Consider the following 25,162-nt stretch of genomic DNA (forward strand, 5'->3'; position numbering starts at 1 on the left):
AATCCCCGTAAAGTATTAATTTACAGGGATTTTCTTTGTTTTGCAATTCTTTCCAGCGGAGAGAGAGGCTCTCGAACCTATACATTCAAGAAATATCATAAAATTGCAAATTACTGATAATCACACACAATTTGGAATACATAGTAAATCTAAATCTTTCTGAATATCTTTTGCTATTCCAAATATTGGGTGTATATTTGGGTGTAGAATTTCAAACGCACCCAATTATGAATATCAAACGAAACATCATTTTTGCATTGGAAAGCCGGAAAAAGAACGGTGTGCCAATTGTGGAGAATGTCCCCATCCGTATGCGCGTCATATACGCAAGCCAGCGCATTGAGTTTACAACGGGTTACCGCATCGATGTAGCCAAATGGGATTCCGACAAGCAGCGAGTAAAGAACGGGTGTACCAACAAATTAAAGCAAAGTGCATCTGAAATCAATGCCGATCTGCTGAAATACTATGCCGAAATTCAAAATGTGTTCAAGGAGTTTGAGGTACAGGAAACCATGCCAACTACCCAACAACTAAAGGATGCATTCAACCTGCGGATGAAGAATGCCAACGAAGAACAGCAGGAAGAAGCACAGATAAGTTTTTGGGAGGTGTTCGATGAATTTGTAAAAGAATGCGGCAATCAGAATAACTGGACTGAATCCACATACGAAAAGTTTGCAGCCGTTAAAAATCACCTCAAGGAGTTCAAGGAAGATGTGACCTTTGAATATTTCGATGAGTTCGGATTGAACGAGTATATCAATTTCCTGCGTGACAAAAAAGACATGAGAAACAGTACCATCGGTAAACAAATGGGATTCCTCAAATGGTTCCTGCGATGGAGCTTCAAGAAAGACTATCACCAGAATATAGCATACGATACGTTCAAACCGAAATTGAAAACCACCCCCAAGAAGGTAATCTTCCTGACATGGGAAGAGTTGAACAGACTAAAAGACTATCAGATACCCAAAGACAAACAGTATCTGGAACGTGTCCGGGATGTTTTCCTGTTCTGTTGCTTTACCAGTCTGCGTTATTCAGATGTTCGTAACCTAAAGAGAAGTGATGTCAAGTCCGACCATATAGAAGTCACCACCGTTAAAACGGCAGATAGTCTGAGTATTGAACTGAACAAGTACAGTAAAGCCATACTTGAAAAATACAAGGACATCCATTTTGAAAACCACATGGCATTGCCTGTTATCAGCAATCAGAAAATGAATGATTATCTGAAAGAACTGGGAGAACTGGCAGAAATTAACGAACCTATACGTGAAACCTACTACAAAGGAAATGAACGTATAGATGAAGTTACACCGAAATACGCATTACTCAGCACACATGCAGGAAGAAGGACATTCATCTGTAATGCACTGGCTCTCGGTATTCCTGCACAGGTTGTAATGAAATGGACAGGGCACAGTGATTATAAAGCCATGAAGCCTTACATTGACATAGCAGACGATATTAAGGCCAATGCAATGAACAAGTTTAACCAACTCTAAAAGTATCAGTCAGTTTCACAGATTATCCATTATTAGAGTTATCTTTGTTAAGTAATAGTTAGTGATATGGAAAATAACAACGAACATAATATAAAGAAAGGTCATTTTGATGCCTTTGTCCATGCTGTCGGTTCGGAAATAGAACAGGCACAAGTCCGACTCATTACCGCAGCCAATGCCCAGATGTTGTTCCATTACTGGAAAATGGGGAATTATATACTGTACCACCAACACCTACATGGGTGGGGTGGTAAAATTATCAAAAAATTGGCACAGGCAATCAGATTCAATTATCCTGAAAAGAAGGGATATTCGGAACGTAATCTTACTTATATGTGCCAGTTTGCCCGTTTATATCCGTTAAATGTACTTCGTAGTTTTATTGAAGCAGATTCAATACTGTCGGTCCCAAATATTCAAAACATTACTAATGAAGTCCTTAAGCTCAATAGCGGACAATTTACGCAGGAGCTTACTGCGCAAATACAATCAGCTGATAATCAATCTTTAGAAATTACGCAGGAGGTTCCTGCGCAATTTCAGAATGTAGCAAAAACAGTAGCAACCATCTATAAAATAAAAATAGAGGATATAGAAGATTTATTCTTGGCGTCACCGATTGCAAGAATAAATTGGGCAAGCCATATGGTCATACTCAATAATCCGCTACCATTGGGCGTAAGGTATTGGTATATGAAACAATCTGTAGAAATGGGTTGGAGCAGTAATGTGCTGAAAATGCAGATTGAAAGTAATCTGTATGACAGACAAATCAAGAGTAACAAGGTAAACAACTTCACTGCCACACTTCCGGCACCTCAAAGCGATCTTGCCAATTATCTGTTAAAAGACCCGTATATCTTTGACTTGGCAGGAGCAAAGGAAAAGGCTGACGAAAGGGATATAGAAGAACAGTTGGTAAAGCATGTAACCCGTTACTTGCTGGAAATGGGTAACGGCTTTGCTTTTGTTGCCAGACAAAAACATTTCCAGATTGGGGACAGTGACTTTTTCGCCGACCTGATCCTATATAATATCAAGCTCCATGCCTATGTTGTCGTGGAATTGAAAGCAACGCCATTCAAACCGGAATATGCAGGGCAGTTAAATTTCTATATCAATGTTGTAGATGATAAACTGAGGGGAGAAAATGATAACAAGACCATCGGTCTTTTGCTGTGCAGGGGTAAGGATGAGGTCGTGGCACAATATGCCTTGGCTGGATATGACCAGCCGATAGGTATCAGCGACTATCAATTGAGCAAGGCAGTACCCGAAAATCTGAAATCTGCCCTACCGAGTATAGAAGAAGTGGAAGAAGAACTGACCTTATTCCTTGACAAGGACAAGAACCCATAATATAAAGTATATGGCAGGAAAGATACAGACGATGATTCCCCAATATGGAGAACTCAACAGAATATACAGAGACTATATAGATAATTACGCTTTTTCTTTTGACAGGCAGAAATTCATATCGGATTTCTATCAGGAGTATAATGACATGAAATCCTTTGAAGCCGCTATCCTTGAACTGGTGCTTGACAAGCAAAAAGAGCAATACACCTTGATACTCAACAGCCTGAAAACTGAAATAGAAAAGAGCATACAGGCTTATGAGATACGCCCGTTAAGTGACAGAGCCATAGAACGTGCTTGCTATCAGCACATGGAAAGGTATTCTCAGGAAATTGAAGCCCAGCTGGATGTTACAAGAAGTCTGAGCAAGCCGCTGAATGAAGCCAACAACAGGTATGATTCCATTGGTTACAGGGAGCATACAGCCGAAGAGGAAAAACAGGCAGAGAAAGAATATGAACGCTGCAAGGCTGAATATGACAGGGAAAAAGCCAAACTGAACAAACTCTATGATCAGCAAAAGGCTGCAAGAACAGAGGCATTCCAATACATGAAGAACTGTTGTGCGGACATATACCGTCAAAGCTGCCTTTTTCTGGATATATTGAAGAAATACATTCCTGACGGAAAGCAAGAGAATAAATCAAGCGAGCCAATCAGTCAGCAGGAAACGACAGAAGAACAACAGGAATATTTCAGCATGAAATTACTTTCGCTCATTCATGAGGTGTGCATAGGAGAACAGTTCGAAGAAATTTCCGCACTGGATTTCTATGCCAATATGAATCTTCACCCCTGCAACTGTAAGCTGAAAATAAAACCGAGAGAGAAAATACGTGTATGCTATCTGATATTCCTGATGAGCGAGAAACTCTCCAAACAGGACAGGGACAAATGGAAAGACAGAATACTGAAACTGCTGGATATTGACGACAGCTACTACAAATCCAAGTACAAGGAGCCTGTTTCAGATTTCCCCAGTGACAGCAACCAAAATTTCGCCAAGGAAATGGAACATATATTCAGATAATCCGTAATATATCCTGATACTTTACGAAAGTTCCACTTTTACCACTCAAAATAATTTTTGAGTGGTATTTTTATTTTCTGATATTCAATAAGATACAATGATATTCAGTTTGTACCGTCCCCATCCTTACCACTCATAACCCTACCTAATTTTGCATCGTTCGAGAACAGAAATAACAGCCAGTGCGCAGGGCTGATTGTTTAACGACTAAATAGATTGGACGATGACAAATATCCAAGAATTATTATCAAAACCCGTCTGGCAGATGACAGGCGAAGAATTCATATTCCTGAGTAAGCACGCTTCAGGTCAGGCCGAAGCATTGCCGCAACCCGTTACAGACACGGAAAAGAAGTATGTGTACGGAATACTCGGTATAGCCAAACTGTTCGGGTGCAGTCTGCCCACTGCCAACCGCATAAAGAAAAGCGGTAAGATAGACAAGGCGATTACCCAGATAGGGCGCAAGATTATCGTAGATGCGGAATTGGCTCTTGAGCTTGCCGGGAAGAAAACAGGAGGACGGAAATAATGGGAGGTATGCTTATGGACTATATGAAAGAAATAAAGGAGATTTCGGCAGAACAGGCAATAATCCTTTGGCAAGCTTCACGCCTGAGTCTGTCGAAAATCTACGAAAAAGCACCTGAGATTCTAAAAGTGCAAGGTTCGGTCATTGGTACACTGGGCAATTTCAGTGCATCCATCGGCAAAGCCAAGAGTAAAAAGACTTTCAATGTATCGGCTATCGTAGCCGCCGCATTGAAAAACGGTACGGTACTGCGGTATGTTGCGGAACTACCGGAAGAAAAAAGGAAGATTCTTTATGTGGACACGGAACAAAGCCATTATCACTGTCTGAAAGTCATGAAACGTATTTTACGGCTTGCTGGTCTTCCTGATGACAGGGACAATGAACATCTGGAGTTTCTCGCTTTGAGGAAATACACGCCCGAACAGCGTATCAGGATTGTCGAACAGGCTATCTATAATACACCGGACATAGGGCTTGTAATCATAGACGGCATCCGTGATATGGTATATGACATCAACAGTCCGGGAGAATCGACACGCATTATATCCAAACTGATGCAGTGGACGGATGACAGGCAGATACACATCCATACGATACTCCACCAGAACAAAGGCGATGAAAACGCAAGAGGGCATATCGGTACGGAGCTGAACAACAAGGCGGAAACCGTTCTGCTGGTGGAAAAGGACAAGAGCAACGGGGATATAAGCAATGTTTCAGCCATGCACATCCGTGCAATGGATTTCGAGCCTTTCGCTTTCCGTATCAACGACAATGCATTGCCTGAACTCATAGAGGGGTACAGACCCGAAGCGAAGAAACCCGGAAGACCGGAAGAGGAAAAGTTTGACCCTTACAGACATATTAGCGAACAGCAGCACCGCATAGCACTGGAAGCGGCTTTCGGACTGAAAGAGGAATACGGCTACAAGGATCTGGAAACCTCCTTAATCAAGTCATATATGTCGGTAGGTGTAAAACTGAACCATCAAAAAGCGGTATCACTTATCACCATGCTCCGGAACAAACGGATGATAGTACAGGAGAACGGCAGGAAATACACGTTCAAGCCGGACTTTCACTATTAGACCGTATAACCTGTAATCACTTCACTTTATTCGGCAGGTCTATATATTAAGAATAAAGCGAAGCGGTTGTAGGGAATAGAAAAGCGCTTCACTTTATTACCGTATCCTATATATACGAAGATAAAGTGAAGTGATTATACAGACCGTACTTCATAAAAAAGTACGGGCGAAAAGAGAAATAAATATTCCAACCATTATTCAAACACTCATCTTATTATGGATATACAGACAGCAAAACAAATCAGGATAGCGGATTTTCTGTACAGTTTGGGATATTCTCCCGTCAAGCAGCAAGGTATTAACCTATGGTACAAATCCCCGTTACGGGAAGAGACAGAACCCTCGTTCAAAGTAAATACCGAGCGCAACCAATGGTATGATTTCGCAATCGGCAAAGGTGGAAATATCATCGCACTGGCACAGGAACTCTACTGTTCCGACTATGTGCCTTATCTTCTACAGAAAATCGAAGAACAGATACCACACATACGTCCCGTGTCTTTCTCTTTTGGCAAGCAATCATTTTCCGAACCGAGTTTTCAGCAATTGGACATTGTGCTGCTGGCTTCTCCTGCCCTGCTTGCCTACCTACAGGAAAGAGGGATAAACACGGCACTGGCGAAAAGAGAATGTAAGGAAGCCCGTTTCACCCACAACGGCAAACGGTATTTCGCCATTGCCTTTCCGAACATATCAGGCGGATATGAAATTCGCAACCGATATTTCAAGGGATGTATCGCACCAAAAGAAATATCCCATATCAGACAGTCAGGAAAACCAAGGAGTACATGTTACGTTTTTGAGGGATTTATGGATTACCTTTCCTTTCTTACTTTAAGGCTGGAAAGCTGTCCGCAATCACCCGACTTCGACAGACAGGATTACATAGTTCTTAATTCCGTAGCCAATGTTCCCAAGGCACTCTATCCGTTGGGAAGCTATGAGCGCATCCACTGTTTCTTTGACAATGACCGTGCAGGAATGGAAGCAATACAGCAAATCCGAAAGGAGTATGATGCTACCCGGTATATACGTGACGCCTCGCAAATCTACAGTGGATGTAAAGATCTGAACGAATATTTACAGAAACGAATAGCCGATAGGAAAGAGCAAGCGCAATCTGTCGAAAAGAGGAATGATACGCTATCCAAGAAACCGAAAGGCTTCCGGTTATAGCCCACTATAACTACACGCTTCGCTTTCGTAGTTGTGGGCTCTCCCGAGGGGATTAGGGCTTTGCCCTAATGACCCACTCAGGGCGTTTCACCCCTGAGAACCCCGAGCAAAGAGTGACCCTCTCTTTGCAATCTCCGCTTATGGGTTACCCCTAAGAACCCCTCTGCGAAAGCGAGCAAAGTAAATCAATTGTAAACAAAGGAAAGAAGCTATGGCAACAAAATCAAGCATACATATCAAGCCTTGCAACATCGCATCGAGCGAGGCACACAACCGAAGGACTGCCGAGTATATGCGTAATATCGGGGAGTCCAGAATCTATGTCGTTCCCGAACTTTCCACCGATAACGAACAGTGGATAAATCCCGACTTCGGCACTCCCGAACTGCGAACTCATTATGACAATATCAAGCAAATGGTCAAGGAAAAGACCGGACGTGCCATGCAGGAAAAGGAAAGGGAACGCAAGGGAAAGAATGGAAAGATTATCAAGGTGGCGGGATGCTCACCCATCCGTGAAGGAGTATTGCTTATCAGACCGGACACCACACTGGCTGATGTACGCAAATTCGGTGAAGAGTGCCAAAGACGCTGGGGCATCACTCCGCTACAGATTTTCCTGCATAAAGACGAAGGGCATTGGCTGAACGGTCAGCCGGAAGCAGAAGACAAGGAGAGCTTCCAAGTCGGTAACAGATGGTTCAAACCAAATTATCATGCTCATGTCGTATTCGACTGGATGAACCATGAAACTGGAAAGAGCCGAAAGCTCAATGACGAGGATATGGCAACCATGCAGACCCTTGCTTCCGATATTCTCCTGATGGAACGTGGACAGGCAAAAGCTGTCACAGGTAAAGAGCATCTGGAACGAAATGATTTCATCATTGAGAAGCAGAAAGCCGAACTGCAACGTATAGAGGAAACCAAGCGACACAAGGAACAACAAGTAAGCCTTGCCGAACAGGAACTCAAACAGGTAAAAGCAGAGATACGCACGGACAAACTAAAGAAAACAGCCACCAATGCTGCTACCGCCATAGCAAGCGGTGTAGGTTCTCTTTTCGGAAGCGGTAAGCTGAAAGAACTGGAACATCACATCGAGCAGCTACATCAGGAAATTACCAAACGGGACAAAGCTACTGATGAATTAAAAATTCAGATACAACAAATACAGGAACAGCATAGCAGACAAATTCGTAATCTTCAAAGAATACATAATCAAGAACTTGAAGCCAAAGACAAGGAAATATCACGATTGAGCACCTTGCTTGAAAAAGCCCACAAATGGTTTCCCATGTTCAAAGAGATGTTGAGAATGGAAAAATTATGCGCTGTTATCGGGTTTACCAAAGACATGATAGAAAACCTCTTGACAAAGAAAGAATCCATACAATGTAGTGGCAAAATTTATTCCGAAGAACACAGGTGGAAATTTGACATCAAGAATGATATTTTTAGGGTTGAGAAACATCCGATGGATAGTGGTAAGCTTATGCTGACCATAAACCGACAACCCATAGTACAATGGTTTAAGGAACAATGGGAAAAGTTACAGCAGAATCTACGTAACTCGGTGCAGAGAGAGCAAAAATCCAGAGGATTTAGAATATAGAATAGCCTATTATTAATAAAATCAAGTATCTATGCATCCAAACAGATTGTTTTTATTACAGAATCAAAATCCTAAGAATTTATAAAAAATGAAGCCTAAAGAAGTTTTGGAAAAATGGATAGATTGCTTTAACAAAGCAGATGCTTATCATATAGCAGAGCTGTATGCTACTAATGCAGTAAATCATCAAGTCGCAAACGAACCAATAATAGGTAAAGAATCAATCTACAAAATGTTTGTGAATGAATTTGCCACTGCTAAAATGGTTTGTATGGTGGAAAATATTTTTGAAGATGGCGAATGGGCTATCATGGAATGGAAAGACTCTCTTGGACTTCGTGGATGCGGATTTTTTCATGTAAAAGATAACAAAATCGTCTTTCAAAGAGGGTATTGGGATAAACTTTCATTCTTGAAGCAACACAATCTTCCAATTGAATAAGTACTATCAGAATACGGACTGGGAAATTGAAATACCCAGTCCGAGTTATATAATGAATTTTACTTGTTAAACTATTTAAAGTCAGTTGGATAACAAACCATACCTTTCACATTCTCAGTAGCTCCAGGTATTAATTCAGCCACCATGCAATATTCATGAGAGACTTCGAAAGGAAATTCAATTCCTAAATCGATAGCCTTGCGATAGCCAAATCGAGGATAATACTCTTTATGCCCCAATACGACTGCTGTGCCGTAACCCAAAAGTGCTGCCCTCTGATGGGCTTACTGAATCAACATCCCCCCCCAATTCCCTTACGCTGGAATTCCGGCAAGACTGCCAATGGAGCTACACTCAGGGATGTGACAGACTGGGTGTCACTGTCTATCTTTACTTCTGTAAGTAAGATATACCAGACAATTTGTTTTTCTGTCATTTTCTTGTTCTTATCTAATTGTTAGGCTCATTGTTGTTATACATTGTTTAATTATAGATAAATCGTGAATATCCTTCTCTCTTAAATCGTAGCCCGAATGGAATACTTGTTGCCCTTTTGCAGAAATGCAAGGGATGCTTCTGCCTTCAAAGACTGCTGTTCCAAAATAGTCCGGTTGAAATTCATACCAGCCTCCATCCAAGTCGGCTTGTTTGGAAGTGCCGTCCGCATTCAAGACAAAAGGATGGATATCAATATAGCCTAATTCTTTGCTATACAGTTCCACACGGGTGGGCAACCAATTTGTTTCAATTTGATATCCTCTCTCCTGCAAAAGATCAAGGAGTTGGTCTGTATAATTGGCATCAAAATCAATGTCAATATCTCTATGCAAGCGGGTTTGCTGTCCGTACAAGACATCCACTCCCCAGCCTCCATCCAACCAAAACTGCATGTCCAGGCTTTCCAACAAGTCCAAAACTTGAAATAACTCTGTAATCGTAGTGTGTTCTTTCTTTGTCATATAATAATTCTTTAATAAATAATACTATGCGTAATTATCCAACTGCTTGATTGAAGAAATAAAATTTGCACCCACTCCAATCAGAAAGATAACCCATCCGCTGATCATAAAGACGGATGTGATACCCCATGCTTCCACCCAATATCCTGAAGCTACGATACCCAGCATTGATGGAAAGGTACTCAAACTAAAGATGAGAGAAAAAGTCCGTCCAAGCATGTCCGAAGCCAAGTTCTGCTGAATAATAGCGATGAAAAGCGCATGGTAAATGGAATAGGCTATGCCTCCTGTAAATGTTAGGCAAACAAAACCTATAAATGCGCTTGATGGTAAATAACTGGCGCTAATCAGATACAATCCCAATATCACATAAGCCGTATGCATCACTAATGTTTGCTTGCTTTTCAAAGCCTTACAGGCAAGTACTAAACCGCCCAACAATGCCCCTGAGCCCCAACCCATTTCCACAACTCCCATTTGCAAAATGTTTCCGTTGAAATGCAGAAGCGTCATAAAAGGAAATAACGTAAAAACAGGCATAAGGACAAAAGTCACCAGCGTAAAGCATACGAATAAAGGCAAAATGCCCATTGTACGCCGCAAGGTATGCCAACATTCCGTCAGTTCTTTTTTGAAATCTGGAAGAACTTTCGTTTTTTGAAGAGAAGGAATCTGGACACAAAGTAAGGTCAGACAAGCAGCAACAGCTCCGATCACATCTATGAGCAGAATATACTGTATGGGAAGCCAAACAACGAGGCTTGCCCCTACAACGGGAGCTATCACCTCACTGAAGGATTGAATGGAATGGTACAAACCTGATACCCTGACAAGATGGTGCTTGGGAACCAGTAGAGGGATGCTTGCCTGTAAAGCAGGTGCATGAAACGTACTGCCTATTGAACGACAAGCAGTCAATAGATAAAAAAAAGAAAGGTCTTTATAACCCTTGGTTATCACAATAAAAAGACATAGGGTACAGAACGCGATGAACAAGTCCGAATAAAACATCGTTTTCTTTCGATTCCATCTGTCAACATAGACCCCGGCAAACAAGCCTAATACAAATTGTGGTAAAAATCCAGCTAAAATAGCCAGAGATAAAGCTGTCGGGGATTTAAATTCGTTGCTAATCCAAAAAATAATGGAGAAGCCAACAATCGTACTTGTTAAAATAGATATGAGTTGGCCTATTCCTATCACGGCCAAAGTTGATTTCCAATGATTCATTGTGCTAATATTTCATGCGTTTATAGATAAGTACTTTCGTACATTAAGCAAAACGAAATTCTATCCACACAAAAAGCTTGTATTATAATCCACTCCTGACGTTGGAATACAATAACAAATACTTTCAGGACGATGTAAAGTCCTGAAAAATCAAACTGAATGGATAGATAAATATTAGTCTTTTCTCATCGGATTCTTTTAATATCGCTACTCTTTTATTATGTAGTGGTTGTATTATCTTAAATAAAACAAAAACACCGACTTTACATTCTTGGGTGTAAAACTGGGTGTTTGTTTTGCAATCTGCTGATTTTCAGCGTTTGTTGCGGAGAGACAGGGATTCGAACCCCGGGTGCCTCGCAGCACAACGGTTTTCAAGACCGCCGCAATCGACCACTCTGCCACCTCTCCTAAAAACTTCCTCTTCGAGAAGTACTTTTTCCTTAAAGCGGTGCAAAGGTACAAATCATTTTTAATTCTGCAAACTTCCTTTCTCTTTTTTCATGAATTAATAGTACTTTTGCACCATGATATATCCGCAGAACTTTGAACAGAAAATAGGTTTCGACCAAATACGCCAATTGCTGAAAGAAAAATGCCTCAGTACACTTGGCGAAGAACGGGTGATGGACATGGCATTCTCCGACCACTTTGGGGAGGTGGAGGAGCGTTTGGACCAAGTCACTGAATTTGTACGCATACTCCAAGAAGAAGACAACTTCCCGGCACAATACTTTTTTGATGTACGTCCGTCACTGAAACGCATACGCGTGGAAGGCATGTATCTGGATGAACAAGAGCTATTTGACCTGCGCCGTTCACTGGAAACCATACGTGATATTGTACGCTTCCTACAGAAAAGCGACGATGATGAGGAAGAGGGCGCTTCCCCCTACCCTTGTCTGAAAAGACTGGCGGGAGACATCACCGTTTTCCCACAGCTCATAGCAAAAATAAACGGCATCCTCTCCCCTTACGGAAAAATCAAGGACAATGCCTCTACAGAGTTGGCACGCATCCGCCGGGAACTGGCAAGTACTATGGGAAGCATCTCCCGCTCACTGAATAGTATTCTACGAAATGCCCAGTCCGAGGGCGTTGTGGACAAAGACGTAACGCCCACCATGCGTGACGGCCGTCTGGTCATTCCCGTTGCACCGGCACTGAAACGGAAAATACGCGGTATTGTACACGACGAGTCGGCCAGTGGTAAAACCGTATTCATCGAGCCTGCCGAAGTAGTGGAAGCCAACAATCGCATACGAGAACTTGAAGGTGACGAACGCAGAGAAATTATCCGCATCCTGACGGACTTCTCCAACCAGTTGCGTCCCTCCATCTCCGACGTACTGCTATCATATGAGTTCCTTGCCGAAATAGACTTCATACGTGCCAAAGCATTGTTTGCCGAGCAAATATCCGGACTGAAACCGGCTCTCGAAAACAAGCAACTGCTGGACTGGACAATGGCGGTACACCCACTCTTGCAACTTTCTCTCGCCAAACATGGCAAAAAAGTCGTACCGCTTGACATCGAACTGAATGAAAAGCAACGTATCCTCATTATCTCCGGTCCGAACGCAGGCGGCAAGTCCGTCTGCCTAAAGACAGTAGGCTTATTGCAATACATGCTGCAATCCGGACTACTCATCCCGATGCACGAACGCAGTCATGCCGGAATATTCAGCAGCATATTCATTGACATCGGTGACGAGCAGTCCATTGAAGATGATTTGAGTACCTATTCCTCCCACCTTACAAACATGAAAATCATGATGAAAAGTTGCAATGAACGGAGCCTCATCCTGATTGATGAATTCGGTGGTGGAACAGAACCCCAAATAGGAGGCGCCATCGCCGAAGCCGTATTGAAACGCTTCAACCAAAAACAGACGTTCGGTGTCATCACCACACACTATCAGAATCTGAAACATTTTGCCGAAGACCACGAAGGTGTAGTAAACGGCGCCATGCTCTATGACCGCCATCTGATGCAAGCACTGTTCCAGTTGCAGATAGGCAATCCTGGCAGTTCGTTCGCTGTAGAGATTGCCCGCAAGATAGGTCTGCCCGAAGATGTCATCGCCGATGCCTCGGAAATTGTGGGCAGCGAATACATCAATGCCGATAAGTACCTGCAAGACATTGTGCGCGACAAACGCTATTGGGAAGGCAAACGCCAGACAATACGCCAGCGTGAAAAGCACATGGAAGAGACTATCGAGCGTTATCAAACCGAAATCGAAGATTTGCAGAAATCCCGGAAGGAGATTCTGCACAAAGCGAAAGAAGAAGTGGAGCAATTGATGCAGGAAGCCAATGCGCGCATCGAGAACACCATACGCTCCATCAAAGAAGCCCAAGCAGAAAAAGAAAAGACACGCCAGGCCCGCCAGGAATTGACGAACTTCCGCGAATCAATGGAATCGCTTACCAACAAGGAACTGGAAGAAAAAATTGCCCGCAAAATGGAAAAGCTGAAAGAGAAGCAAAACCGGAAAAAAGAAAAGAAAGCAGGCAAAGGAAAAGATGACGGGCTATCCGCCCAGGCTTTGGCAGAACAGCAGGCGCGGAAGGAAGCAGAACGCCTTGCAGCCATCACCCCCGGCTGCAACGTCAGAATAAAGGGACAAACCTCTGTGGGAGAAGTAATGGAAGTGAATGGCAAGAATGCGGTCGTCGCGTTCGGCAGCATCAAAACTACCGTAAAACTAGATAGGCTGGAACGTACCAACGCGCAGCCTAAACAAGCTGATGTGTCCACCAAAAGCACTTTCATCAGTGTCCAAACCCAGGACAGCATGTACGAGAAGAAACTACATTTCAAACAAGACATTGATGTCCGCGGCATGCGTGGCGACGAAGCCTTGCAAGCCGTTACCTATTTCATTGATGATGCCATCCTTGTCGGCATGTCACGCGTGCGTATCCTTCACGGAACTGGAACGGGTATCCTGCGCACGCTTATCCGCCAATATCTGGAAACCGTTCCCGGAGTGCGCCACTTTGCCGACGAACATATACAGTTCGGCGGAGCAGGCATCACCGTTGTGGACTTGAGTTAATGAATAATTGACAGTTGATAACTGATAGTTAAAGCTAAATCATAAATCTGAAATATATGAAATCAATCAAAGAACTCTACCGCATCGGTACCGGTCCATCCAGCAGCCACACTATGGGGCCGCGCAAGGCAGCTCAGATATTCCTGGAAAGGCATCCCGAAGCAGCCGCATTCCAAGTAACCCTGTACGGAAGCCTCGCCGCTACCGGCAAGGGACACATGACCAATGTTGCCATCACCGAGACACTGCAACCCGCAGCACCGGTAGAAATAATCTGGGAACCCAAAATATTCCTGCCCTTCCATCCCAACGGCATGAAATTCGTCTCTTTGGACAGCGAAGGCAAGGAGACCGACCAATGGACCGTATTCAGTGTCGGAGGCGGTGCCCTGGCAGAAGAGAATGACGGAGCATCATCCGTAAACACTCCGGATGTATACAAAATGAACAGTATGACCGAAATACTACAATGGTGTGAACGTACCGGAAAAAGTTACTGGGAGTACGTCAAGGAATGCGAGGAAAGCGACATTTGGGATTACCTGCAGGAGGTATGGAAAACCATGCAGGCTGCCGTAAAACGGGGATTGGATAGTGAAGGAGTCCTGCCTGGCCCTCTGAATCTGCGCCGAAAGGCTTCTACCTATTATATACGTGCCAGTGGCTACAAGGCTTCCCTCCAGTCGCGCGGACTGGTATTTGCCTATGCCTTGGCAGTAAGTGAAGAAAATGCGTCAGGTGGGGTCATTGTCACTGCACCTACCTGCGGTTCGTGTGGCATTGTACCGGCAGTGCTCTATCATCTGCAAAAAAGCCGGGAATTCAGCGACACACGCATACTCCGTGCCCTTGCCACAGCCGGACTGATAGGAAACATCGTGAAGACCAACGCTTCTATTTCGGGAGCGGAAGCCGGATGCCAGGCAGAGGTAGGTGTAGCATGTTCCATGGCATCAGCCGCAGCCAACCAATTGTTTGGAGGTAGTCCGGCACAAATAGAATATGCCGCCGAAATGGGATTGGAACATCATTTGGGTATGACCTGCGACCCGGTTTGCGGACTGGTACAAATCCCGTGCATCGAACGTAATGCCTACGCCGCCGCACGCGCCTTGGATGCCAACCTTTACTCCTCCTTCACCGACGGCATGCACCGCGTGTCATTCGACAAAGTGGTGGAAGTCATGAAAGAAACCGGAAACGACCTGCCCTCCCTCTACAAAGAAACCAGCGAAGGAGGACTGGCGAAGGATTATAAGCCAATGTAGTTAGAGATTAGGGATAAAGGATTAAGGGGTCAATATGATTGCCCCCCCTAATTCTTTATCCCCTCATCCCTAATCAAGTTTTACCGGCCAATGCGTATCATCCCTATTACCGCTCACATCTTTTGTCTGCAGCAGGCCGCCTTCTTCCGAATAGAACAATTGATACTCTGCATTTCCCTTTTCAACTTCAATGACAAACTGCATAGGCACTACCGGATACTCCAAAAGAACAATCTCCTCTATCTTCCAGCCGGCATACTCACTGGCGCTGAAAGAGGTCTGTACTGTTCCCGGAAGATTATTCCAAAGCAATTCGGTTTCCGTCAGTTGCCATTCCGCCTGATTATTGAACCATACATCCTTTTCCTGCCCATCCACTTTACAATCTGCAACGAAATAGCCCCCTTTCTGTTCCCATTCCACATGGATTGCGGAAGGGTATTTGGACTTCAATGCTTGTGACATTGCTTCGGGCACTTTGACATCATCCTTGTCGTCATCATCACTGCATGCACCAAGTGCCAAGGCGGCGATGAACATCATCGCCAACATTTGAATCTTCATTCTCATCATTTCTCTATAAGGTTTAAGTTAATAGCTACCGGAGAATCAGTCGTCCATGCTGACGAACTTTCCCTTTTTGTTGAACTTCAAAGAGTAGTCATTACCTAGTTCAATTTCCACGCCGGTACGTCCGCGTTCGATTTTAGTAATAATCTCTCTCGGGAAGTTAGCCTTCACATACTCCTTTACCGGAACCGGAATCAATGCTTCGGGAACAGCGGACTTCTTGCAATCCACTTCCAACCAATTTCCTTTCTTGTCGAAGTCTATTTCCGTACGGTCTGTCAACAGCACTTCATATTTTTTAGTCTGCAATATTTCACTTTCAATCTTGATGTGTGAAATGTGCGGTTTCGAGAAATACTGGTTGATAAAATTGCGTGCCGTCAGCGGAAGCTGCTTGGTATCCTGAGTGATGACATCACCGGCAAAGGCAAACTGAACAGCTACAAGAGCCAACACAAGAATAGACAATACTTTCTTCATAATCGTTATTTTTTAATGTTACTAATAAATTTCATATTATTCACATTGCAAATAACGGTAGAGAATTAGGAAAGATTTAGGAATAACCGCAGTTAACAGTAAATTTTACTTTCTTTAACCAGACGAAAGGTATGCATACCGTCCTGCCATTCATACGTGAGCTTCAATGAAGACGACAACGCAATGGAACGCGCTATGGCAAGCCCCAGTCCGGTGGAGTCCTTCTTGCCATCCATGCCATGATAGAAACGCCGGAACAACTTCTCTCCATCCAAAGGGGCATCCCCCGTATTCCTGATGACCAGAGAAGCGGGAGTAGTAAACACCTGCAACTCTCCCCCTTCCCTATTGTGCAGCAACGAGTTCTTCACAAGATTGGAAACCAGTATTTGCGCCAGCGAATGGTTGCAACGGATGATAAAAGGCTGCTCCTCCCGTTTTCGTATCAGTCTCACCTGCTTATGTTCATAGATATCCATCAGGTCGGGCAAGAGTTCATCCAATATCTCATCCACCGAGACATCCTCCATCTCGGTATACTGCCCGTTCTCTATACGGGAAAGCAACAGCAGGGACTTGTTCAGTTTTACGGCACGCCCCAGCGTGGCATATATCTCGTCCAGCTGCTCCATTTGCTGTTCCGTCATCCCTTCACTCTCAGCCAGCAGTTCCACTTTTCCCCTCACGATGGCAAGCGGTGTCTGCAACTCATGCGAGGCATTCTCGATGAACTGCTTCTGCTCCTCGTATGCCTTGTAGCTGCGGTTGCCCATATCCAATGCAGCATCGCTCAGCTGGCGGAACTCCCGTATCTTCGTCGGGTTGTCCAATGGAGGCACCTCCTTGCCGGGCTGAATGCAGTGCAGCCAGTCAAGCAACCTATGTAACGGACGGAACACTCTCTTCAGCACCAACTGGATGCCGATGGAAGTACAGATGAGAAACAACAGGAACAGCGCTCCCAGATACCAAAGCATAGCCTCCACCATGTCATCCCGCTCCAAAATGGAAATCATCAGTTTCAACTCATAATATTGCCCGTCGGGCATACGGAAAGCGGTACACATGACACGTACCGGTTCGTCTTCATCCTCCAGTTCGATATAAACCGTAGCATCATAGAACACTTGTCTGTAATGCCGCCCTTCCTCTTCGGATATAGGGGTGAACTTATAGAAAGACATCAACGAGCCTTCCGTTTCGAGTATCGAGGGGTCGTGAAGCGCACTCTCCATCAATATCTCACCGTAATTCTCCAACGTATCGTCCGTCTCATCCACCACCTCGTCAATGATTGCGTAATAGAACAGCACACCCCACACTGCCATCAACAGAAACAGCAGCAATGCAAGTTTGCGGTAGGTGTAGCTCAGCAGCTTCATAGTTCGGAGAGTTTGTAGCCGAATCCATAGACAGCCTTTAATTCTATGGTAGCCTCAGCTTGTTTCAATTTCTTACGCAGATTCTTCACTTGCGAGTAGATAAAATCCAACGAATCCGCCTGGTCTATATTGTCTCCCCACACCGACTCGGCAAGGCTCATTTTATTGATGACCCGGCCGGGGTTGACTACAAAATAATAGAGCAGGTCGAACTCCTTGCGGTTCAGCTGCAAGGGTTTTCCGTTTATCTCTACCTGCCGTTTGTCGGGGTAGAGCAAAAGATTTCCAAGGGTGACGGTCACATCTCCCTTCGCCTGCCGCCGACGTATCAATGACTTGACACGTGCATTGAGTTCTGCCAGATGGAAAGGCTTTGTAAGGTAATCGTCGGCTCCCAGTTCCAGCCCGTCCACCTTGTCGTCCAGCGAGTCTTTGGCCGAGATAATAAGCACACTGTCACTGCGATGCAGCCGTTTCAGCTCACGCAGCAAGTCCAGACCGCTCCCGCCAGGCAACATGATATCCAGCAGAATGCAGTCGTAATCGTAGTCATTGATTTTATCCAATGCCGAAAAATAGTCGGCAGCGGTCTCTACAACAAACTTTTCTTTCAAGAGCGAAGTGCGGATGGTTTCCCGCAAATCTTGCTCATCTTCTACAATCAGGATTTTCATACCGGCAAAGATGGTCTATAAAACTGGAAACAATCTGGAAAACTATCCACTAATCAATGCTGTCTGTCTGATAATCCTCCATCAGTTCTTCTTTTGCCATGGAGATTTTCCCGTCAGCCGTAATGGTCAGTCTGATGGGAACATAAAGGTCGGATTGCGGATAGCAGACGCTGGCCGCGTATATGATTCCTTGCGGAGTGGTCTTGTCATAGACCAGCCCCTCAAGAATAGAGTACTTCATGAACTTGGCATCCACCAACGAAGCAAAATTATCTTTGGTGAACACTTTATCCACCACCTGCTTCCCGCCGCACGTGATGCGCAAGGTGATACGGTTATCCACAAATTTCTCCCCCTGCTCGTTTTTCACTATCGGCAGAGATTCATCCGGCCGGCGCACTACAGAAGACTGATACTCTTTTCCCTTATACGTAAAGGATGTTTTTACATCAGACACCTGCATGCGCTGTGGGCCGGCAATTTCTGTACTATCCTGCATCAATACCTGCGTACCGTCTTTCTTATTCTTGTCTTGCGACGAACAAGCAGTGAAGAAGATGACCGATGCACACACTAAAATATAGACTATATTCTTCATCGTTCTGTTTTTTAGTAGTTGACCGGACAAAAATAGTACAAATTGAATGCAATAGAAAATTTATTTTCTTTTAGATTCCATTTTTGCTTTTCTATCCTGCACTTTCTTGCTGTATGCAGCATATTGTTCTTCCGTCATAATCTTCCGGAGTTGTGAATCATAAGCAATACGGGCAGTCTTCATCTCTTCACGCTTCTTTTCCATCTCCGCTTTTTTCTGCGCGCGTTGCTCATCCGTCAATTGATGGCGCTTGCCATCTCTCTTATGATGCTTGTGTGCTTTGGCACGATGCATCGGCATATCTCCCATTTTCTCAACCAATGCTAGATTTGCCTCCAGCAGTTGTTGTTTCTGCGTATCGTTCAAGGAGTACTCTTTCACCATCCGTTCCGTCATGCGCTCGGCACGGACTTTCGGTTCGGGCATTTTATCACTGTGGCGGGCATGTTGTGCCATTGCCATGCCACCCATCAGGAAGGCGGCCATCCATATCAGAACTATTCTTTTCATCATTTTTCTCTTTTTTTAATTAATACCTTATGTTAGTTATACCTATTGTGTTGCAACGTATCTATGACAAAAACAAAAGCAGGAAGTTTAACCGCAACTTCCCGCTTTAACATAATAAATGAGGTTGAAAAGAATATTAAGGTTCGTCCAAATACTGTACGATAAGGCTCACCTGCTTCGGCATGAATGTCCGTGTCCTTACATTGTAGCCGGTATGCGCCAAGGCTTCATACAGCTCGTGATTCCGTTTTATCCACCGCGTCAGGGTGCGGATGGCACAACGTGCAGTAGCATTGGGGCAATAGAGGCATGCCAAATCTTTCTTTTTATAAGTCGTGATACGAAAGCCATTTTCTGTTTCCATAGCAGTTTGTCTGATTTTTAAATGATTGATGTAAAGATACGATATTCAAAAGGCGAAGTCAAGTATTTCAAGGAGAATATGAACCTTTTTCTGAGAAAGTTCATATTCTCCTTATTTACAGAATGTTTATCCTAACGGATTTTCTCCCTGGTCGCCATCGGAACCGCCGCCATCCGGATTTGGTTTGGAGCTACCCCCACCAGAAACGGTGCCGTTGCCCGACCAATCCATCTTCTCTACACTGGCACGAGTCAGCATATCCTTAAAGTAGAAGCCCGGAGTGAAGATAATCTTGCGGCGATAAATCGTGCTTGCCTTCACATCTTCCAGCTTGTCCTGGCTCTTGGCGTTGATGCCGGGACGGAAACAGCCGAACTCACCCAGCTGTACCGAAAATCCCTTGTTGATATCCATATTCAAGGTGTCGATCAATCCGTCCAGCACCAGCTTCACCACACCGCGAGGCGCCATGCCTATCTTGGAAACCTCGTCGCATAAATCCTTAAAACCTACCACACCCAAAGTTTTCATCTGCGCCACGTACTTTTCCGTTTTTGTCTCGTCAAAACCGAATACTCTCTTTTTTACTTCATAATTCAAAGCCATAGTTTTTTAATTTTAAGTTGATTAATAAAAGTCGGTCTTGTTCGCTCGTCAGTCTGCAAAACCAGTTTCTTTGTGACCACGATGCAAAGATACAACGGGCAGAAAACGGGGTGGTGCTTTAACGGAGGTTTAAGGAGGTTTTCGTAGGATAAAAAAGGATATTGGAGGAGGAGAAAGGAGCTGATAAACAAGGAGTAAAAAAACTTTGAGAAATATTATCGGAGATGCTTCTTTCATTCAGTTTATCAGCTCTAACTTTACCTTTATGGCTGGGGGGTATACTTGATGAATTATTTTTCTTCAGAGACTTGTGCAGGGCTGATGCCAAGAGCTATACGGAAACCGCCATATTCATCACGATACGTTCCCATATCGTAATCAATGTAGGACACACGGCACCCTTTGGCTGTTCCTCCCCAACTTCCACCACGCAGTACATGGCGGAAATAGAGATGTGTCCCCTCAAAAGGCCAGCCCGAATGGACGGACTTGCCATTTTGTTCGTATTCCTTGGTATATAAATCCTCACACCACTCCCACACATTTCCACTCATGTCGTATAGTCCCAATTCATTTGGTTGCTTCATACCAACCGGATGCGTAGTGCCTTTATCTCCGGATTTGTTTTTCTGATAATTGTCAATATACCAGGCAACCTTGTCTATATGATGGCTGCCACTATACTTATATCCTTTGCTCTGCCTGCCGCCACGGGCAGCATATTCCCATTCCACCTCGGTGGGCAGACGAAAAGGTTGCTTCGTGAGGATACTCAATTTGGTGACAAATACCTGTGCATCGTTCCAACTTACACCTTCCACCGGACAATCATCGCATCCGGTATTAAAGGAAGGGTTGTGTTCGCTACCGATTACGGCATTCCACAATCTTTGAGTCACTTCATATTTTCCTATATAGAAAGAATCCACTTTCTCTTCATGTACCGGTTTTTCATTCTCTTCGCAATCCTTTCCCTGCTCCTTTGTACCTCCCATCATGAAGGTTCCGCCTTCCATCAGAACCATTTCAAAGTTTTCACCGTTTACGGTAAAAGTTTTGGTCAGATTTGGTTCTTGTTCGGATTTGTCGGGGGTACATGCCATTGCACAACTCAGCACAAAAGCAAGCATCAGATTGTTTATTCCGTTGATATTAAAAAAAAATTCCGCATAAGCCTTTATCTCTAACTTTAGTAAACTGCTTATTACTATCCTTTAATGGATATTCTATCACAACTCAAATATAAGAAAATTATTTTTTAAATTTATTCCGATACTGAAAAATCATTTTAGATGCTCCCAGTCTAAATACTACAATATGCCTCATTAGCAAAACATGTGCCTGATATGTATCCGTTTACCGGATTAAACTTAAATTCCCAGTTGCCCTATTAACAATTCTCTTTTTCCGCATAGACGCCAATCCCCATATAACACAAATCCAAATAGACAGCATAAAAAAGTTCAGGTTCTTTTCTCTCTGAATTTGCGCTTGCAAACTCCAAACTCTTTTTTCCGAAAAACGGATAGTGGTAGTTTCGTGAGCCGACAGGACATAGGGCAATGCACCTTCCACATGAAATACATTGACTTTCATCTGTCTTTATGGGGTTCTCCAACACAATGGCACATGTCAGGCACTCCTCGACACATTTTTTACAATCAATGCATGTGTCGTCCCCCGTAGGATAAAGCGGAACTTGCAGTATATCCCGATAAAGTCTGCTGCCCCTAATATTTATATCCGGTATCGCACTCGTATCCGTAATGCCCGATAGAAGCTGCCATGACTTGCAACCGAAATCATCGACTATACGGTTGTCTTCCATATCGGGACGTTCGGATGCGACATTTCTGAATACGGAGTGTCGGGCAATGAATGCGGCGGCAGACACGATTCTAAACCCGTTGGCAGTCAGCAAATCTTTAAGCTCGACAAGCATATCTTCATAATCTCTGTTCCCATAGGAGCAAACGATAATGGCAGGAGAACCGTCTCCCTTAACTCGTAAAAGCTGTTGTGAAGCTCTATTTTCTTGAATCCGGCTTTCGTCCAATCCTGCAAATATCTCTTCGACGGATTGGTTCGCGGCCATATTCAACGTATGGTAAATTTCTTCTCCATGTTCTGTAAGCTTTTACGAACTCCATACGATTGTCGTTCGTTGCCTTCTCCCTATATATGTATTCTTTCGCCTCCAGCTTTTTCAATATGCGGGATAACAGCCCTTTATCCATATTGAGCTCACGGGATATGTCCTTTGCATTTCGATTCGGATGCAAATACACATCTTGAATTTTACCTCTTTCTGGCATACACCACACTCGGCCCCATCCCATGCCTCATCAGTACCCCTTCTTCTATAAACCTATTCAAATCGACAACCGCCTGCTTATAACTACGTCCTGCCAGCCGTGCATACTGGGAACGATTGATGCAGGGATATTGCTGCAAATACTCATCCAGCAACTGCCAGCGCTGCTCCACGCCCAACGCCTCATCGGCAGACGAAGCAGGCGCCGATGCCGATTGCGGACAACGCTCCAACTGCATCTTTCCTTTTAAATCTTTATAGAACTCCCTGCCCAGACGGAAATTCAAACCGCGCAAAGCGATGGAAGCGGCACGAAGCTCTTTCTTGTCCGTCGCCTGGCGGGTACAACTCAAAGAGGGGGTGAAGTAACCCAGTTCGCCCAGCTCCACCGTCCAGCCATTGGCAAGGCAGTCGCGCAACTCGTCCATAAAGCCTGCCATCGCTCCTTCCAGCAGGCTGCGGCTGAGACCGGTGAAAAGATGTACACGCTCGATAAATTCCTTGCGGTCGATGGTGCCCTTGGGGACAAAGCGGGCATAAAGGGATTGTTGCTCGCCGGTCTGGCGGACGTCGGGTTTCTCGAAAAGGTCGTAATACGCACTCATATATATTCTGTTTTTAAATGGTTCTGTAATTCCGTTTTTTCTTCTTCCCTGGCATTAAGGAGAAGAAATGCTATTCTTTAATCGTTCCACACGATGGAACGATTTAATAGTAGCATACAAATATACTAATCGAAAGGAGGGAAAGCAAAAAAATTCCCATAAAAAACATATCTTTACGCCGGAAATGAAACATATAAAAAACACACACCAAACTCACTTTAGAGTCATGAAGAAAATATATCCCAAAGAATGGTTGGAACTGCATCCTTACAAGCAGACAAACAGCGTTGACCAGTACTACGTCGGCATTGCAAACGAAATCCACAAAAGACTTTATTCTTCAACGATAGCCGACGCCTTCGAAGAAGAGAAAAACATACGCTATACAAGCCTCTGCCTCGCCGCATGGTTTGAGGACGTCATCTCCCAGACCGGCATCTGGCAGGCATTCACTGCCGAGTGCCGGAAGCGATACGGAAGCTATCTGCCCTTCTACCCCATCAAAGGCGATTATTTTCCGGATGAAATCAATCTGGAGGACATACGCTTTCTGCTTTGGCACCATATACAATATCTATGCCGGGGAATAAGCGCCATCAACCCCGAGAATCCCGGAATAGAGCAGACTGCACAAAAGATATACGGACTGCTTGCAGAGGAATACGAAACCGCTCCCGAAAATGAAAGGATGCAGGAATTTCTATACCACTCTGCCATGGAAGAAGAAGACTTCTTCCGCTACCGGGAGATACTGGATTGGTTTCACTACCAATGCTACTTCAACATCGAAAATGTCGCCCAATACCGGGACGAAGCTGAACGGTTGCTGGATGATGAAAAGATTACTCCCGAAATGGCAGAGACCCTCATATATGCCACACGCACCTCACTGACGTTCAAAGGGCGCCGCAACCTGCTGTCGCTGACCTCACCGGAATGGCTGGCTCTCATCGGAAAAGCCCATCCCGAACATCAGCTTTGGGGCAAGGTGAAGGCACGGGAAAACAGTTGCTATCTGCTGGAGAAAGAAGACGGCGAGTATCTGTATGTCAGAGATTTGTGTAGTGAAGACAAAGGCGAATTCAAGATAACCAAGAAGTCCTTGAACCTCTCAGCTATCCGTAGCAGAGAAGTAGGGAAAAGCACCCTTATCTGCGAACTGATTTATTTTGGCAATGCATGGTGGCAGTGCGGCATGCTTCTCGAAAACAAGTACGACCAGAAAATAGCGGAATATGTGGACGACTTGACGAAACAGAAAGAAAAAACGAATGAAAAGGCTACATTCCATGATTTCATAAAAGCATCCGGCGGGAAATCTTTTGTATTCTGCCAATCGCAAGAGGAAATCTCTGATTTTCTGCTGAACAAAATGGGATACGGCTTGAAAGAAGACCTGAACATACCACGCATACATACAGAAACCGGAGCCATGCTGATGGCCAACCCGCACACCGGCCTACATATCCAATTCAAGCTGTGCGAATGCATCAAATCTCCGGACAACCCCAATTATAATAAGGAGGAAGCAGAGAAAAACGCCATTATGTTCATCGTCAACCCAGACATTATCCCCTACCAATTGAGTTGCATCCTGCAAGACGAAGGCATGCTTCCGGATGCTTATCTGAACAGTTTGCAAGGAAAAGAATACGGGCAAGAGTTCATACGCAAGAATGCACACTTCCTGACTGATTATTTCCATTATCGGTGTCGGGAGAAAGACTTTGATTAGTTGAAAATGGGGGTGAATACCACTTTTGACACATTTCCAACTACCA

General features: G+C 44.3%; 26 protein-coding genes and 1 tRNA gene. 11 read left to right on the top strand and 16 right to left on the bottom strand.

Going from position 1 to position 25,162, the window contains the following annotated elements; all coding sequences use genetic code 11:
- Positions 1 to 227 precede the first annotated feature (227 nt).
- The 8 genes from EYA81_RS02795 (at position 228) to EYA81_RS02830 (ending at position 8,756) form a co-directional block, all read left to right on the top strand.
- Positions 228 to 1,511 (top strand): site-specific integrase, encoded by a 1,284-nt coding sequence (locus tag EYA81_RS02795; RefSeq protein ID WP_021992115.1) that lies wholly within the window; start codon positions 228 to 230, stop codon positions 1,509 to 1,511.
- A 66-nt stretch (positions 1,512 to 1,577) separates the two neighbouring features.
- Positions 1,578 to 2,870 (top strand): YhcG family protein, encoded by a 1,293-nt coding sequence (locus tag EYA81_RS02800; RefSeq protein ID WP_007842332.1) that lies wholly within the window; start codon positions 1,578 to 1,580, stop codon positions 2,868 to 2,870.
- Positions 2,871 to 2,880: 10 nt separating this feature from the next.
- A complete protein-coding gene (locus EYA81_RS02805) occupies positions 2,881 to 3,900 on the top strand; it encodes a hypothetical protein (protein WP_007842331.1) in 1,020 nt (339 codons plus the stop codon).
- Between the two features lie 223 nt (positions 3,901 to 4,123).
- A complete protein-coding gene (locus tag EYA81_RS02810) occupies positions 4,124 to 4,432 on the top strand; it encodes a DUF3853 family protein (RefSeq protein ID WP_007842330.1) in 309 nt (102 codons plus the stop codon).
- Between the two features lie 14 nt (positions 4,433 to 4,446).
- Positions 4,447 to 5,523 carry an AAA family ATPase gene (locus EYA81_RS02815; protein WP_007852816.1) on the top strand — a complete coding sequence of 359 codons (1,077 nt, stop codon included), beginning with the start codon at positions 4,447 to 4,449 and terminating at the stop codon, positions 5,521 to 5,523.
- Positions 5,524 to 5,739: 216 nt separating this feature from the next.
- Positions 5,740 to 6,699: a toprim domain-containing protein gene (locus tag EYA81_RS02820; protein WP_007842328.1), complete on the top strand. Its 960-nt coding sequence runs from the start codon at positions 5,740 to 5,742 to the stop codon at positions 6,697 to 6,699.
- Positions 6,700 to 6,910: 211 nt separating this feature from the next.
- Positions 6,911 to 8,314: a hypothetical protein gene (locus tag EYA81_RS02825; RefSeq protein ID WP_004308779.1), complete on the top strand. Its 1,404-nt coding sequence runs from the start codon at positions 6,911 to 6,913 to the stop codon at positions 8,312 to 8,314.
- A gap of 88 nt (positions 8,315 to 8,402) precedes the next feature.
- Positions 8,403 to 8,756 (top strand): nuclear transport factor 2 family protein, encoded by a 354-nt coding sequence (locus tag EYA81_RS02830; RefSeq protein ID WP_004308780.1) that lies wholly within the window; start codon positions 8,403 to 8,405, stop codon positions 8,754 to 8,756.
- Positions 8,757 to 9,048: 292 nt separating this feature from the next.
- Here EYA81_RS02830 and EYA81_RS19135 read toward each other — a convergent pair whose 3' ends face one another.
- From EYA81_RS19135 to EYA81_RS02845, 4 genes are all read right to left on the bottom strand, one after another.
- The gene (locus tag EYA81_RS19135; RefSeq protein WP_004308782.1) at positions 9,049 to 9,192 is read right to left on the bottom strand and encodes a hypothetical protein; all 144 of its coding nucleotides are present in this window, start codon (positions 9,190 to 9,192) and stop codon (positions 9,049 to 9,051) included.
- Positions 9,193 to 9,202: 10 nt separating this feature from the next.
- Positions 9,203 to 9,715, bottom strand: a complete 513-nt coding sequence (gene lnu(AN2) / locus EYA81_RS02835) for a lincosamide nucleotidyltransferase Lnu(AN2) (protein WP_004308783.1) — start codon at positions 9,713 to 9,715, stop codon at positions 9,203 to 9,205.
- Between the two features lie 24 nt (positions 9,716 to 9,739).
- Positions 9,740 to 10,945 (bottom strand): macrolide efflux MFS transporter Mef(En2), encoded by a 1,206-nt coding sequence (gene mef(En2) / locus EYA81_RS02840; RefSeq protein ID WP_005786079.1) that lies wholly within the window; start codon positions 10,943 to 10,945, stop codon positions 9,740 to 9,742.
- A gap of 326 nt (positions 10,946 to 11,271) precedes the next feature.
- Positions 11,272 to 11,356, bottom strand: a tRNA-Ser gene (locus EYA81_RS02845).
- Positions 11,357 to 11,472: 116 nt separating this feature from the next.
- On the opposite strand from EYA81_RS02845, the gene EYA81_RS02850 reads away from it, so the two are divergent.
- Together EYA81_RS02850 and EYA81_RS02855 are read left to right on the top strand one after the other, a co-directional pair.
- The gene (locus EYA81_RS02850; protein WP_131225340.1) at positions 11,473 to 14,010 is read left to right on the top strand and encodes an endonuclease MutS2; all 2,538 of its coding nucleotides are present in this window, start codon (positions 11,473 to 11,475) and stop codon (positions 14,008 to 14,010) included.
- A gap of 56 nt (positions 14,011 to 14,066) precedes the next feature.
- Positions 14,067 to 15,278 (top strand): L-serine ammonia-lyase, encoded by a 1,212-nt coding sequence (locus tag EYA81_RS02855; RefSeq protein WP_117966895.1) that lies wholly within the window; start codon positions 14,067 to 14,069, stop codon positions 15,276 to 15,278.
- Between the two features lie 69 nt (positions 15,279 to 15,347).
- Here the strand turns inward: EYA81_RS02855 and EYA81_RS02860 are convergent, their stop codons facing one another.
- From EYA81_RS02860 to EYA81_RS02915, 12 genes are all read right to left on the bottom strand, one after another.
- Entirely contained in the window at positions 15,348 to 15,851 is a 504-nt protein-coding gene (locus EYA81_RS02860; protein WP_005831695.1) for a PepSY-like domain-containing protein, read from the bottom strand.
- Between the two features lie 36 nt (positions 15,852 to 15,887).
- A complete protein-coding gene (locus EYA81_RS02865) occupies positions 15,888 to 16,328 on the bottom strand; it encodes a PepSY-like domain-containing protein (RefSeq protein ID WP_005831697.1) in 441 nt (146 codons plus the stop codon).
- Between the two features lie 92 nt (positions 16,329 to 16,420).
- Positions 16,421 to 17,710: a HAMP domain-containing sensor histidine kinase gene (locus EYA81_RS02870; protein ID WP_131225341.1), complete on the bottom strand. Its 1,290-nt coding sequence runs from the start codon at positions 17,708 to 17,710 to the stop codon at positions 16,421 to 16,423.
- A complete protein-coding gene (locus EYA81_RS02875; protein ID WP_005832639.1) occupies positions 17,707 to 18,384 on the bottom strand; it encodes a response regulator transcription factor in 678 nt (225 codons plus the stop codon). The genes EYA81_RS02870 and EYA81_RS02875 overlap by 4 nt, the downstream gene beginning before the upstream one ends.
- A 49-nt stretch (positions 18,385 to 18,433) precedes the next feature.
- Positions 18,434 to 18,982, bottom strand: a complete 549-nt coding sequence (locus EYA81_RS02880; protein ID WP_005831701.1) for a DUF4738 domain-containing protein — start codon at positions 18,980 to 18,982, stop codon at positions 18,434 to 18,436.
- Positions 18,983 to 19,042: 60 nt separating this feature from the next.
- Entirely contained in the window at positions 19,043 to 19,492 is a 450-nt protein-coding gene (locus EYA81_RS02885; RefSeq protein ID WP_005832642.1) for a DUF4890 domain-containing protein, read from the bottom strand.
- 136 nt (positions 19,493 to 19,628) lie between these two features.
- On the bottom strand, positions 19,629 to 19,856 hold the full coding sequence (locus EYA81_RS02890) for a DUF4248 domain-containing protein (RefSeq protein WP_005831704.1): 228 nt from the start codon (positions 19,854 to 19,856) through the stop codon (positions 19,629 to 19,631).
- Between the two features lie 126 nt (positions 19,857 to 19,982).
- Positions 19,983 to 20,462 carry an HU family DNA-binding protein gene (locus tag EYA81_RS02895; protein WP_009038158.1) on the bottom strand — a complete coding sequence of 160 codons (480 nt, stop codon included), beginning with the start codon at positions 20,460 to 20,462 and terminating at the stop codon, positions 19,983 to 19,985.
- A gap of 290 nt (positions 20,463 to 20,752) precedes the next feature.
- On the bottom strand, positions 20,753 to 21,667 hold the full coding sequence (locus tag EYA81_RS02900; protein WP_370293442.1) for a formylglycine-generating enzyme family protein: 915 nt from the start codon (positions 21,665 to 21,667) through the stop codon (positions 20,753 to 20,755).
- Between the two features lie 185 nt (positions 21,668 to 21,852).
- Positions 21,853 to 22,557, bottom strand: a complete 705-nt coding sequence (locus tag EYA81_RS19410) for a 4Fe-4S binding protein (RefSeq protein WP_131225343.1) — start codon at positions 22,555 to 22,557, stop codon at positions 21,853 to 21,855.
- Positions 22,490 to 22,801: a helix-turn-helix domain-containing protein gene (locus EYA81_RS19320; protein WP_117976735.1), complete on the bottom strand. Its 312-nt coding sequence runs from the start codon at positions 22,799 to 22,801 to the stop codon at positions 22,490 to 22,492. The genes EYA81_RS19410 and EYA81_RS19320 overlap by 68 nt, the downstream gene beginning before the upstream one ends.
- Positions 22,761 to 23,381 carry a DsbA family protein gene (locus tag EYA81_RS02915; protein WP_005832650.1) on the bottom strand — a complete coding sequence of 207 codons (621 nt, stop codon included), beginning with the start codon at positions 23,379 to 23,381 and terminating at the stop codon, positions 22,761 to 22,763. The genes EYA81_RS19320 and EYA81_RS02915 overlap by 41 nt, the downstream gene beginning before the upstream one ends.
- A 226-nt stretch (positions 23,382 to 23,607) precedes the next feature.
- On the opposite strand from EYA81_RS02915, the gene EYA81_RS02920 reads away from it, so the two are divergent.
- A complete protein-coding gene (locus tag EYA81_RS02920) occupies positions 23,608 to 25,116 on the top strand; it encodes a DUF3843 family protein (RefSeq protein WP_131225344.1) in 1,509 nt (502 codons plus the stop codon).
- Positions 25,117 to 25,162: the final 46 nt, after the last annotated feature.

Source organism: Bacteroides sp. A1C1, assembly GCF_004328515.1.
GTDB lineage: Bacteria > Bacteroidota > Bacteroidia > Bacteroidales > Bacteroidaceae > Bacteroides > Bacteroides uniformis.

Bases quoted from the DNA above. Each gene is read 5' to 3' on its own strand.
- EYA81_RS02805 (WP_007842331.1), top strand. From the start codon at position 2,881: ATGGCAGGAAAGATACAGACGATGATTCCCCAATATGGAGAACTCAAC.
- EYA81_RS19410 (WP_131225343.1), bottom strand. From the start codon at position 22,557: ATGGCCGCGAACCAATCCGTCGAAGAGATATTTGCAGGATTGGACGAA.
- EYA81_RS19135 (WP_004308782.1), bottom strand. From the start codon at position 9,192: ATGACAGAAAAACAAATTGTCTGGTATATCTTACTTACAGAAGTAAAG.
- EYA81_RS02885 (WP_005832642.1), bottom strand. From the start codon at position 19,492: ATGAAAAGAATAGTTCTGATATGGATGGCCGCCTTCCTGATGGGTGGC.
- EYA81_RS02875 (WP_005832639.1), bottom strand. From the start codon at position 18,384: ATGAAAATCCTGATTGTAGAAGATGAGCAAGATTTGCGGGAAACCATC.
- EYA81_RS02810 (WP_007842330.1), top strand. From the start codon at position 4,124: ATGACAAATATCCAAGAATTATTATCAAAACCCGTCTGGCAGATGACA.
- EYA81_RS02795 (WP_021992115.1), top strand. From the start codon at position 228: ATGAATATCAAACGAAACATCATTTTTGCATTGGAAAGCCGGAAAAAG.
- EYA81_RS02880 (WP_005831701.1), bottom strand. From the start codon at position 18,982: ATGAAGAATATAGTCTATATTTTAGTGTGTGCATCGGTCATCTTCTTC.
- EYA81_RS02815 (WP_007852816.1), top strand. From the start codon at position 4,447: ATGGACTATATGAAAGAAATAAAGGAGATTTCGGCAGAACAGGCAATA.
- EYA81_RS02870 (WP_131225341.1), bottom strand. From the start codon at position 17,710: ATGAAGCTGCTGAGCTACACCTACCGCAAACTTGCATTGCTGCTGTTT.
- EYA81_RS02825 (WP_004308779.1), top strand. From the start codon at position 6,911: ATGGCAACAAAATCAAGCATACATATCAAGCCTTGCAACATCGCATCG.
- EYA81_RS02830 (WP_004308780.1), top strand. From the start codon at position 8,403: ATGAAGCCTAAAGAAGTTTTGGAAAAATGGATAGATTGCTTTAACAAA.
- EYA81_RS02895 (WP_009038158.1), bottom strand. From the start codon at position 20,462: ATGGCTTTGAATTATGAAGTAAAAAAGAGAGTATTCGGTTTTGACGAG.
- EYA81_RS02800 (WP_007842332.1), top strand. From the start codon at position 1,578: ATGGAAAATAACAACGAACATAATATAAAGAAAGGTCATTTTGATGCC.
- EYA81_RS02855 (WP_117966895.1), top strand. From the start codon at position 14,067: ATGAAATCAATCAAAGAACTCTACCGCATCGGTACCGGTCCATCCAGC.
- EYA81_RS02850 (WP_131225340.1), top strand. From the start codon at position 11,473: ATGATATATCCGCAGAACTTTGAACAGAAAATAGGTTTCGACCAAATA.
- EYA81_RS02920 (WP_131225344.1), top strand. From the start codon at position 23,608: ATGAAGAAAATATATCCCAAAGAATGGTTGGAACTGCATCCTTACAAG.
- EYA81_RS02865 (WP_005831697.1), bottom strand. From the start codon at position 16,328: ATGAAGAAAGTATTGTCTATTCTTGTGTTGGCTCTTGTAGCTGTTCAG.
- EYA81_RS02860 (WP_005831695.1), bottom strand. From the start codon at position 15,851: ATGATGAGAATGAAGATTCAAATGTTGGCGATGATGTTCATCGCCGCC.
- EYA81_RS19320 (WP_117976735.1), bottom strand. From the start codon at position 22,801: ATGGGATGGGGCCGAGTGTGGTGTATGCCAGAAAGAGGTAAAATTCAA.
- EYA81_RS02820 (WP_007842328.1), top strand. From the start codon at position 5,740: ATGGATATACAGACAGCAAAACAAATCAGGATAGCGGATTTTCTGTAC.
- EYA81_RS02890 (WP_005831704.1), bottom strand. From the start codon at position 19,856: ATGGAAACAGAAAATGGCTTTCGTATCACGACTTATAAAAAGAAAGAT.
- EYA81_RS02915 (WP_005832650.1), bottom strand. From the start codon at position 23,381: ATGAGTGCGTATTACGACCTTTTCGAGAAACCCGACGTCCGCCAGACC.